General features: G+C 42.7%; 9 protein-coding genes. 4 read left to right on the top strand and 5 right to left on the bottom strand.

The features are described from left to right. Positions 1 to 218: 218 nt before the first annotated feature. Positions 219 to 380 (top strand): hypothetical protein, encoded by a 162-nt coding sequence (locus LYNGBM3L_RS43430; protein ID WP_154659774.1) that lies wholly within the window; start codon positions 219 to 221, stop codon positions 378 to 380. 204 nt (positions 381 to 584) lie between these two features. Here the strand turns inward: LYNGBM3L_RS43430 and LYNGBM3L_RS13350 are convergent, their stop codons facing one another. Continuing rightward, positions 585 to 842 (bottom strand): hypothetical protein, encoded by a 258-nt coding sequence (locus tag LYNGBM3L_RS13350; protein WP_008183892.1) that lies wholly within the window; start codon positions 840 to 842, stop codon positions 585 to 587. Between the two features lie 1,347 nt (positions 843 to 2,189). Between LYNGBM3L_RS13350 and LYNGBM3L_RS13360 the strand changes: the two genes are divergently transcribed. The 3 genes from LYNGBM3L_RS13360 to LYNGBM3L_RS13370 are packed head-to-tail and all read left to right on the top strand — an operon-like array spanning position 2,190 to position 8,059. Beyond that, on the top strand, positions 2,190 to 3,539 hold the full coding sequence (locus tag LYNGBM3L_RS13360) for an ATP-binding protein (protein WP_044493084.1): 1,350 nt from the start codon (positions 2,190 to 2,192) through the stop codon (positions 3,537 to 3,539). After that, positions 3,536 to 4,594 (top strand): tetratricopeptide repeat protein, encoded by a 1,059-nt coding sequence (locus tag LYNGBM3L_RS13365; protein ID WP_008183898.1) that lies wholly within the window; start codon positions 3,536 to 3,538, stop codon positions 4,592 to 4,594. Before LYNGBM3L_RS13360 ends, LYNGBM3L_RS13365 begins: the two co-directional genes overlap by 4 nt. Before the next feature lie 45 nt (positions 4,595 to 4,639). Next, positions 4,640 to 8,059, top strand: coding sequence for a HEAT repeat domain-containing protein (locus LYNGBM3L_RS13370; RefSeq protein ID WP_008183900.1), 3,420 nt, complete (start codon positions 4,640 to 4,642; stop codon positions 8,057 to 8,059). Between the two features lie 163 nt (positions 8,060 to 8,222). On the opposite strand, the gene LYNGBM3L_RS13375 is transcribed toward LYNGBM3L_RS13370, so the two are convergent. The 4 genes from LYNGBM3L_RS13375 to LYNGBM3L_RS13390 form a co-directional block, all read right to left on the bottom strand. Continuing rightward, a complete protein-coding gene (locus LYNGBM3L_RS13375; RefSeq protein WP_008183902.1) occupies positions 8,223 to 8,930 on the bottom strand; it encodes a hypothetical protein in 708 nt (235 codons plus the stop codon). Between the two features lie 137 nt (positions 8,931 to 9,067). Further along, on the bottom strand, positions 9,068 to 9,487 hold the full coding sequence (locus LYNGBM3L_RS13380) for a DUF6174 domain-containing protein (RefSeq protein WP_008183904.1): 420 nt from the start codon (positions 9,485 to 9,487) through the stop codon (positions 9,068 to 9,070). 265 nt (positions 9,488 to 9,752) lie between these two features. Next, entirely contained in the window at positions 9,753 to 10,691 is a 939-nt protein-coding gene (locus LYNGBM3L_RS13385; protein ID WP_071986874.1) for an AAA family ATPase, read from the bottom strand. A gap of 46 nt (positions 10,692 to 10,737) precedes the next feature. Then, positions 10,738 to 11,539, bottom strand: an 802-nt coding sequence (locus LYNGBM3L_RS13390) for an IS200/IS605 family accessory protein TnpB-related protein (RefSeq protein ID WP_008183907.1), incomplete at its 5' end; no start/stop codon positions are given.

Raw genomic sequence — 11,539 nt, forward strand, 5'->3', positions numbered from 1 at the left:
AGATGCAATGGGTGGAAAGTGTGGAGATAGTGGTGGTTGAAAAAACTGTTGCATTTACACTATGGGAGGTATAAGTGGTTAACGTGGATAATTGGAAAAACTATTGCATTTGCACTAGGGGTGATATAGGTGATGTGGGTGTTTAAAAAAAACTATTGCACTATCACAAGTCTTTGGGTGGTGCGTTACGGGGCGGCTTCAGGCGCGTAGAGGAGAACATGAAAGCAAGCCCGCCCCTAACGCACCCTACGCAACAATTGCCCAATTCCCGATTCCCGATTCCCGTTCCCCTCCTGGGAGGGGTTAGGGGTGGGTTCCGATTCCCGATTCCCTGTTCCCTCAATGATCAAAATAAAAAAATTCGGTCAAGTTCTGGTTAATTCCAATGCTTGACCGAATTATTTATTGTAATTGTCAACAACCCTAGAGTCCTTGACTATTTGTCCTCTATTTCGTTAGCAAATTGTCACAATCAACAACCTACTAACCTATTCCTCGTACTAATCACAGACACTTGAGACTTTGTCCTTTATCCTTGGTTTTTCCTTGTCGCCAGGGATTGGCATCCCTGGCAAGTTGCTATCTTAATCTACCGACAGATATCGAATCAATATACTGATTACTTCACCTGGATTTTCGGTAGGTTGAGGAGTGCTCCACTCATCAACTTGTGCGTAGCCAAGGCTATAAAGGCTGTAAATTGTCATCCGCACAGTTTTGGGAGAACCGATCAATATATGTTTGATTTGCTTCCGTCCTGGCCGGGATTCGCCAGAGGATTCAGGCGGATTAGGATTGTTAGGATTATCATCGGAATTCGGGATAAAGTCTTGATTGTCCATGATTAGTTTTAGGTGTTTTGTACGAGGACATTTTTATCTTATAAAATATTTTTTATGTTGTCAAGTAATTTTCAGATTTTTTTTGAAAATAATTTTGGCACGGAGGGGGTATTTATGAAAAAGTTTAGATTACTTTTTTTGTTTTTTTGCTTGATTTGGTAGTAGCGATCGCGTTTTTTTTTAGAGGTTGTCTGAGAAGTCTCATTTGCTACATTAAAGCCCCCTAAATCCCCCAATTTTGGGGGACTTTTACCAACAAATTGATTCTTGTTCCCCCCAGAATTGGGGGCTAGGGGGGCAAAATTCAATATCAAAAAACTTTTCAGATATCCTCTTAGAGCGTTTTGCTAGGGTATATTTGAAAGCGATCGCATAAGCGCGGAAGCTGAGGCCTTTGGGCCACGCTTTGCGAACGCTTCATCCCTTAGCGTGACATGCAGGTCAATCGCGTAGTTGCTCAATGGTTCCATGGCTTTCTATAGCATTTTATATCTCGATCCCCCCCAGCCCCCCGTGATCATTGGGGGGAGTCCGGAAAGTCCTGTTTATCAAAGGTTTAATTCCGGAAAGTCCCCCTTGTTAAGGGGGATTTAGGGGGATCAAAACCCAGGAATTATGGGTTAGATTGAGGGAATGCGATCGCCTAGCGTGACATGCAGGTCAATCGCTTAGTTGCTCAATGGTTCCATGGCTTTCTATAGCATTTTATATCTCGATCCCCCCCAGCCCCCCGTGATCATTGGGGGGAGTAATTAAAGTCCTGTTTATCAAAGGTTTAACTCCGGAAAGTCCCCCTTGTTAAGGGGGATTTAGGGGGATCAAAACCCAGGAATTATGGGTTAGATTGAGGGAATGCGATCGCCTAGCGTGACATGCAGGTCAATCGCGTAGTTGCTCAATGGTTCCATGGCTTTCTATAGCATTTTATATCTCGATCCCCCCCAGCCCCCCGTGATCATTGGGGGGAGTAATTAAAGTCCTGTTTATCAAAGGTTTAATTCCGGAAAGTCCCCCTTGTTAAGGGGGATTTAGGGGGATCAAAACCCAGGAATTATGGGTTAGATTGAGGGCATGCGATCGCATAAGCGCGGAAGCTGAGGCCTTTGGGCCACGCTTTGCGAACGCTTCATCCCTTAGCTGCTCAGAGCATCGCGTTTTTTGTCGGGATGATAACTTAGGTAAGTTTAGGGTTGATAATGGTAAAAAAATACACAGTTTTTCACCTATTCCCTGTTCCCTGTTACCTGTTACCTACTTCCTAAAAACCATAATAAAATCCCTCACCCAATTTAAATTTGATATACTATAATAAATAATATCTAAACTAAATCATTGTTTGAGGTAGTCGTGGCGTTGGACTTACTGAGCGAAATATATAGTTCCTTTGAACCTTTTCAGCCTCCACCAAAAAAGGCTTATGTTGACTGTCAAGATGTTCGTGGAGGTTGGGAGGTTACTCGAGAGTTAGGACGGAAAATAACGCGCTCTAAGCAGCCAACATGCCAGCTCTACTCTGGGCACAGAGGAGTAGGTAAATCTACTGAACTTTTACGGCTAAAAGAGTATTTAGAACAAGCCAAGTATTTTGTGGTTTACTTTGCTGCAGATGACGAAGATATTGAACCCCAAGATGCTGATTATGCAGATATTCTTTTTGCTTGCACTCGCCACTTGGTGGAAGCAATTAAGCTTGAACATCATAATCCATTACTAAATTGGATGAAAGATCGTTGGGCATCCTTACAGGATATTGCCCTGACCGAGGTAGCGTTTGATGGGTTAAGTTTAGAGGGGCAAATCTCCCAGTTTGCCAAGATTACTACTAACCTTCGAGCAACACCAGATAAACGGCGTGAACTCCGCCAAAAAATCAACGCCAATACGCCATCTTTAGTCGAAGCCCTCAACGACTTTATCCAGGAAGCTCAAAAGTCCTTGTCTGCTAAGAGTCGAGGCATTGTATTGATTGTTGACAACCTTGATCGCATGGCAGAAACCCAAGAAATAGGGAAACCAAGTAACTATGATGAAATTTATCTGAATCGCAGTGAAATGTTACGAAGATTGGCTTGTCATGTAATTTATACTGTGCCAATAGCGATGGTGTACTCAGGACGGGCAACTCAGCTCGAAAATAATTACGATAAACCTGATGTCTTGCCAATGATAATGATCCGCAATCCAGACGGAACAGAAAATAAACTAGGGCTAGACAAAATGAGGGAATTGATCTGTCGTCGAATTGCCCTGATCGAACCCAACTTGCTTCAAACCCTAGAGGGGAAAGTAGAGGGGCTAGATTTTCCGCCGGTATTTGATAACGGTGAGACCTTAAAGAATCTTTGTCTAATCAGTGGTGGACATGTCCGAAACTTGATGCAATTAATCCAGAAAGCGATTGACTGGACAGATGAACTACCGATTACTAAAAGAGCGGCAAAGCGAGCCATTGAAGAAACACGAGAGACCTATCAGAAGACTGTACAGGAGACTGAATGGGAAATTTTAGCACGAGCATGTCATCTCAAGCAGGCCTATAATGATGTTGATCACTTACGTCTGTTGTTGAGTCGCTGCCTCTTGGAATACCGGTTTTATGATGAAAACGATAACCTACAGATTTGGTGTAATGTTCATCCACTAATCGAAGGGATTCCAAGATTTCAAAATGAACTTGCCAAGGTAAGAGCTTTATGAGTCTTGCTAAGTCATCTAACGATACTCCTCCCTCTCGGGAAGAGATTTACCAAGCCTTTTTGCGATCGCTGAAGCGACGGAGGGGATTTGGGATTGTGTTCATGCAATGTCCTCCAGCCGAGGCTAAGCGGATCATTGGGCGAGTGCATCAGGATTTACCCCAGAAGCAAATAGCAACCTTAACATTAACCGAGCCCATTGATAATCTTTATGATCGTGTTAAAAATATTCTAGACCGCGATCAATTGAGTATTCTCTTCATTCAAGGTCTCGAAAAATCTTTAGAAGCTTATATCAAGCCAGGATATCGGGGAGAAGGAGATTACTACAATCTTGATACTGTCCCTACTATCTTGAGTCACTTAAACCAACGGCGAGAGCTATTTCGAGATCATTTCCCAACTCTTTGCTTCATTTTTGTTTTGCCAGCGTTTGCTATTAAATACTTTATTCGCCGTGCTCCTGATTTCTTTGATTGGGGCGCAGGTGTTTTTGAGTTTTCTGTTGATATAGAAGCTAACGGTTTCTCTGATAATGTAATTCAACCAGGGCAAGACAACATCAATGTTGATAGTGGTAGACCTGCTGACGAAGAGATTAACTATTTTAAACAGGCTTTACAAAGGCAACGAGAAATCGGCAATCGCAAGGGTGAGGCAGATTCTTTAAGTAGTTTGGGTAATGCTTATCGATCCTTAGGCCAATATCGAGAAGCGATTGACTATCTTCAACAGGGTTTACAAATTCAACATGAGATTGGTGACCGCTACGGAGAATTAGCTTCTTTAAGTAGTTTGGGTGGAGCCTTATATTGCCTCAAGCAATATGAGCGCTCTATAGCTTCTTATGATAAAGCAATCGAGATTTACCAAGAATTGGGACTTGATCAAGCAACTTTATTGAGTCAGATGCTGATTAATCGAGGTAATGCCTTAAAGAGCATAGGGCGGTTAGAGGAATCAATCAAGAGCTACAATCAAGCCCTGGCAATTGAACCAAATTCAGATCAAGCGTTGGTTCAGTGTGGGGATGCTCTAAATCAGTTGGGACTATGAATTGCTATTACAATTAAACTCATTAAACCTAAGCACATCTTAATTATGGATCCCTTATCACTTTTGGCTAGTTGGGAAATACCCAAAATAGTGTCACCTTTGTTAGGTAGTGGTGCGGCAGCAGTGGGTAAGCATATAGCTCAATCTCTGACTAAAACTGATGTCGAAAAAGCTATCAAAGCTGCATTAGAAGCGGTTGAGCAATGGCACAAACAACTCGATAGTAAACAGCGCTTATTTTTTCACGCTCAACCGGATGGCTGGAATGGAGTTAAGAATTTTTTGGGCAACTATTTTACTAATCCAGCGGTTTTGACGGAATTAACCAAACCCTTACTTAATCAAGGAAAGCCAGACTGTGATTTTTTAGTCAGGCTATTTCAACAGCAAGCTGAAGCCAATAACATTAAACTAAATCAACAAATCAGTTTACAGGATTGGGTAGAGACCTTTGTTAATGCTTATTTTGAACATACTGCTACTTATATCAAGTATCAGGTAGCCAAACAGGATTATTGTGACCAGTTAGCTCACTGGTTTGACCATGTTACATTTGCTGGCATTGCTGTGGCTGGGCAAGAAGTAGAAAAATCGGAGAAATTAGCCCAGATTTTTGTAATGCCCGATGTATTGGAGGAGGTCGCAACTGCTAGGGATTTGGAATTGGAGCGGTTAGCAGAGGCAAGTGGTGAAAAACCAGAAAGGGCGCTGTTGGAAAAGAGAACTCCTCGGAAATTTTTGGCTGATCAGTTATTGATTCAAAATCAGTCGAGAAGAGTAGTGATATTGGGTGCGCCAGGCTCCGGTAAAACAACTTTGATGAGTTATTTTACGGTAATGTTAGCTCAGAGCAAAGCTGAGGTTTTGGGATTAGATGGTGATACTGACTGGCTACCGATTTTAATTAGGATACGAGACTTGGCCAGACATCCAGATAAAAGCCTGATCGACTATGCCCGGATGTTTGCTGAAAAAACTATGGCCGTCAAACCCTTACCAGTAGGATTTTTTGACCATTGGTTGTCCGATGGTAGGGCGTTGATATTGCTGGATGGTTTGGATGAAGTAGCAGAAGACGCTAAACGGTATGATGTGGTCAGGCGCATCAATAATTTTTTAGGACAGTTTAACAGAAATCGGGCGATTATTACCTCTCGCCCCGCTGGTTATCGAAGGGACTTTTTCCGCACTGAGGACTTTCCCCACTATCAAATTGAACCCTTTGATGACAAGAAGATTTCAGACTTTATTGATAACTGGTATAATAGCAGATTTCAAGACCAAGCAGAAGCGGAAAGGCGCAAGCAGAGTTTACGAAAGGCTCTGGAGGATAATGACCGAATTAAGCTATTGGCACGGAATCCGTTATTGTTGACAATTATTGCGTTGATTCATCGGTATCAAGCAGTATTGCCCAAGGAGCGCCATAAGCTTTATGACAAGGCGGTGGAGACCTTGTTAACCTCTTGGGATGCCAATAAAGAGTTAACTAGTGATAAGTGGTTGACCTATTTGGGATTGGATGATTTACCCCGGTTGATGGAATCCCTGGCTTATTGGATTCACACTCAGGGAAATGTTGAAGATAACGACAGTGGCACCCTGATTGACCGGGATGATTTGATTGATCAGTTGAAGCAGCAGATTAAAACCATGAAGGAGGTGAAGCTTCATCAGGCCGAGGAAGAGGCGAAACGATTTGTAGAATTGATTCGGGAGCGCACTGGTTTATTGAATGAGCAGGGGCAAAATTGTTATGCCTTTGTCCATAAGACTTTTCAGGAATATTTGTGTGCTGAAGATATTGACTATGAAGCGGATAATGACGGGGATTTTGATATTGTTTTGGATCCGATTCGGGAGCATTTGCATGACTCCCACTGGCGCGAAGTGTTACTATTGCTGATAGCACAACAAAAACCCAAAAAGGCGGCGAAAGCGATTAAGATAGTTTTGAATAATAAGAGTGATTATGAGCAGTGGTTGCATCGGGACTTGTTGTTTGCTGGTAATTGTTTGGCGGAAAACCCCAAGAATTTGCGGGGTGCTGATAGTAGCTTAGTGCAACAGATTTTAGAGCGGTTGGTTGAGTTGGAGGTGAGTGAAGAACGAGTTGGTAATAATATTCATCACCAAGTTTATCAAATAATTTGTAGTTTAAATGAAACGAATTTTCAAGCACCGGTATTGGAATTGTTGAAGAAGCAATCTGATTTAATTGATGAGAAACGATTGCTGAACTATCGAGCTGAATTAGGGGAAAAAAATCAGGTAATTGACATATGGCTAGAACGACTAAAGGATAATTACTCTACTGTGCGTAGGAGGGCGGCTGATGCCTTGGGTGAATTGGGCAACAGCTCAGACACCGTAGTCAAGGCTCTACTAGAACGACTAAAGGATAATGACTCTGCTGTGCGTTGGAGGGCAGCCGATGCCTTGGGTAAATTGGGCAATAGCTCAGAAACCTTAGTCAACGGCCTACTAGAACTGCTTGAGCATGATGACTCTGATGTGCGTAGAACCGCAGCTAGAGCCTTGGGCAATTTGGGCAACAGCTCAGACACCGTAGTCAACCCCCTACTAGCACTGCTTCAGGATAATGACAAAGATGTGCGTACGATGGCAGCTGATGCCTTGGGCAATTTGGGCAACAGCTCAGAAAACATAGTCAACGCCCTACTAGAATGGCTTGAGCATGATGACTCTTTTGTCCGTATAACGGCAGCCGAAGCCTTGCTTAAATTGGGCAACAGCTCAGAAACCCTAGTCAAAAGCCTACTAGAACTGCTTCAGGATAATGACAAAGATGTATGTATAACGGTAGGCGATGTCTTGGGTGAATTCGGCAACAACTCAGAAACCCTAGTCAACGGCCTACTAGAACTGCTTGAGCATGATGACTCTGATGTGCGTAGAACCGCAGCCGATGTCTTGGTTAAATTGGGCAACAGCTCAGAAACCCTAGTCAAAAGCCTACTAGCACTGCTTAAGCATAATCACTGTACTGTTGTGCGTATGAGGGCAGCCGATGCTTTGGGTGAATTGGGCAACAGCTCAGACACCGTAGTCAACGCCCTCCTAGCACTGCTTGAGGATAATGACTCTGATGTGCGTTGGAGGGCAGCGAATGCCTTGGGTGAATTGGGCAACAGCTCAGACACCGTAGTCAAGCGCCTACTAGAACTGCTTCAGGATAATCGCTCTGATGTGCGTATAACGGCAGCCGATGCCTTGGTTCAATTGGGCAACAGCTCAGACACCGTAGTCAAGGCTCTACTAGAACTACTAAAGGATAATACATTTGATGTGCCTGGAATGGCAGCCTATGCCTTGAGCCAATTGGGCAAAACATCCAATGATATTATCCCCACTGTGATTGAATGGATTGAACAACACCAGGATTCAGACTATGTGGGCAGAGGTATTGATGTGCTGTGGGATTTGGTTGTAGGAAAGGAATAGGGAGTAGGGAGTAGGGAGCAGGGAGCAGGGAGCAGGGAGCAGGGAGCAGGGAGGGTTTTGCGATCGCTCTCTTGTAGACTAGAGCCAGAATTGGCTTTTGCGATCGCATCGATTCTAGACTAGAAACTCCATAGGCTTTTGCGCACGCATTCCAAATCCCATGTCAACGAGAAATAGACCGACTATTACAATAGTTCCGGTAGCCTCTAATATAATCGTTAACCATATCAATCGCTTGAGGGCGCATGTTTCGTTGACGGGGAAAGTCCTTTAATACCGAAAAAACATTCTGGTAAACCGCACACCAATTCCCAATCCCTGCCCGTAATGACTGTTGTGCCTTAACAAGGCTACGGATGAAAGCAATAGAGAAATCTTCAGGATCCTTCACAACTGCTGCATCCAATAATAATAGAGCATTAGCTCGCTGAACTTGTCCCAGACTACTGCTTGATCTAGAGCGATTGCTTACTGCAACAGCACTCTCCAAAGTTGGGTCATCCATGGCTAGTAAATAGCCTAGCGCTAGGGCTTCTGCTGCCGTTAACATCTCAAGGGTAATCGCTGATGGCTGCTGACTACGGCTGCGAGCAATATACTCAAGATACTGATTAGCCCTCTGGCTTGGTTCAACAGAAAACCCAAGTTGGTTGATAATCGCTGCTCGCACATCATGGGTAATATTGGGATTGCTTAGGTTTTTGAAAACCTTATCATCAAGTCCATAAACCGAGGCATATGTAATCATATCAACATCTTTATATGCCTTAGCAAAAGGAGTACTAGTTAAGGGACTATCCGCCAACGCTACCGGAGCAGCTGTAACTATACAACCTACCACAATAGGTGTCAGTAATGGTGTAATTTTCATTATATAGCAATTATACGACTTGTGATGTACAAATTTATGGGTTTTAGGGAGCAGGGAGCAGGGAGCAGGGAGTTTTTATGGTGAACAAAAACAGTTTAATTATTTGGATTATTATAAATAATATTACTTTGCCCACCTTACTTTAATTCTTCCAAATTCCCAATAGTCAAAGTTCTTTCATCATCCGCCATCTCTGCTCTGAAGTCCATATCGATTTGAGTTGGATAACCTAAAGTAGGATCGTAGGTAACATCAAGCTTATAATAATCCTGATCAATAGCCTTTTGGACAACATCGAAAAGCTTCGAGACCGAATCATAGGTATTAAAAAATTTCCGATTAACTGGTTTGCCGCTATCAGCAGCAACAATGGAAGTCGTTTCACCATTACGGATTTCTACCACAACTGGCTGAGTTACTTCACCAATACAATAGCAACTTACCTGCAATCTATACCGGTAGTTATCTAGCTTTTGAGTTTCCCAACGTTCCTGGTTTTGTTCCAATTGCTGCTCAGGGGAAGGATCACTAGCACAAGCGGAAAGTGGCAGAATCATCACTAGTAATCCTAGCCAACAATAGCGATAGAGTCTGGAGTGTAGCGTCATAGTGTTCGAGTCACTAAGTAGAGCGACCAATCATAAGTCAGGATGGTTGACGAATCCGCTAGTGATTTTGTTGCCATTGTCGGTACGGGGGGCAGTAGAGCAACTGGTGTAGTAGGTTCGACTTGAAACGCTGATGTTAGTTAGCTAGTTAGCAGAAATGCGATCGCAAAAACTCACTCACTATCCTTACCTTAGCCTTGATGGTCTAGTCAGATCAATTTTTAGTGGTCTTGTAGGTATCATAACTATCCAGCCCACTAACAAAGGGCATCGCTCCATATCGACCTTTTAGGTAGCCTTTCTGTAGGGATTCATCCTCACGAATTTTAAAATCTAGTAACGAATAGAGCTTAGTGCTATTGTTACTATCTTTCTGCATCAACCATACCTGGTCTTGATTAAATATCTCTCGATCTAGGAAAGTCGTATCGTGGGTAGTAACAATCAATTGAGCATTATTTTGATTAGCTGCTTTGTCATTAAATTCCTTGATTAAATAGGTTGATATATCTGAATTCAAGCTGCGGTCTAGTTCATCAATAATTAAAATTTCTCCATTATCTAAAGCATCTATCCAATATCCTCCAATTTCAAATAATCGTTGGATCCCATTTGATATGTCGATATGATCTCCCTTGATTAATTTTAAAAAATTGTCACTATAATTAGTATATCTATCAAATTTTAAAGCAGTAAAATTAGATAGATTTTGGAACCTTGCTGGAATTAATTTTAACTTAGAGCTAAACCAGATAAATATCTTTCCTAACTGAGGATGGTTATTTTGGGCCGCATGAGATAGAAATAAAGAATTGGGGCGAACAAAACCCTTAATACGTTCCTTCTCGCCTTTCAGCCCTCGCCCAAAATACCAATCATACTCCTGTTCTTCTGAACGATAGTTACGCTCAAACCACGTTTGAGGACGTCCTTTGGGATACGCGATTAGCCACTCTTCGTACACCCGCTCTTGGTCTAAGGAAAATCCATATTGGTAGCGAATATTATCGTGAATAAAAATAATTTCAAAACAGCTCGGCTTCTGCTGGTAGTCAGCATTTAACCGAAATGGTTCGATATTCCATCTACTGCCAAGCTGCATGCCAGTAGCGGACTGGAGCACAATCTGACCCATGGTGTGGATTGCACGCACCAGATTACTCTTCCCGGAAGCATTAGGACCTTGACATCTCCCCCGGTTAAAACACGGAGGATTCTATGAGGATGTTACGCAGTAGCGGTTTTCCCGTACTGCTATCGGCTTTCGCCGACGCTTCGCGAACACTTCTCATTCGATATGATTTTTTAAGAGAATTAAAAACGTCATACCGATGCGGGAGTGTCAAAGCTCCCCTACCCACCTTGGTTAGGTCTAGACCTAACTGTTTGGCTACTTTCCTAGCAATGTTTCCCGCACCATTACAGTCTGCATTGACTAGGTATCCTTGCTTTGTCCTATACAGTCCACGCCTTACTCTTTTTCCCGAAGGTTGCCATCCACTGGGTTTTTCACCGTGTCTTGGTAATGGGTCTTCGTCTAAGTATGACGCCTTGCTTGTATAAGACTCTTCTGTTACTGTCAGTTTAATACCATACTCTGGGCATAATTGTTTCAATCTTTCTATTAGTCTCTTTGTCGGGATTACGACAAATTTTTGATTCCCTTTTCGACCTATATTTATTGAATCTTTTTGTCGTTCGTTCCAACCAATCACAATGTTGCCAATTCGGTCATTGAGGCAGCGATTAACAATAAAGCGAGCCGTTTTATTGACTGTATCCCGCATCTGGTTGTTTCGCTTCAGTTGAACTCTATCTAAGTTAGCATCCCAATAAAAATCAGACTTTCCGGTTTTATATTTTGCAACTAGACGAGCATAACCCTGGTTCATTGACTTTAGTTTTCGCCCATCAATAATCAGACTTTTCCCATGAGTCGATAAACCTGTTAGCCAGTTATCTCCACCATGATCGAAGCTCCACGCTTGAGAATAGTCAAGA

The organism is Moorena producens 3L (assembly GCF_000211815.1).
In the GTDB taxonomy this organism is placed as follows: domain Bacteria; phylum Cyanobacteriota; class Cyanobacteriia; order Cyanobacteriales; family Coleofasciculaceae; genus Moorena; species Moorena producens.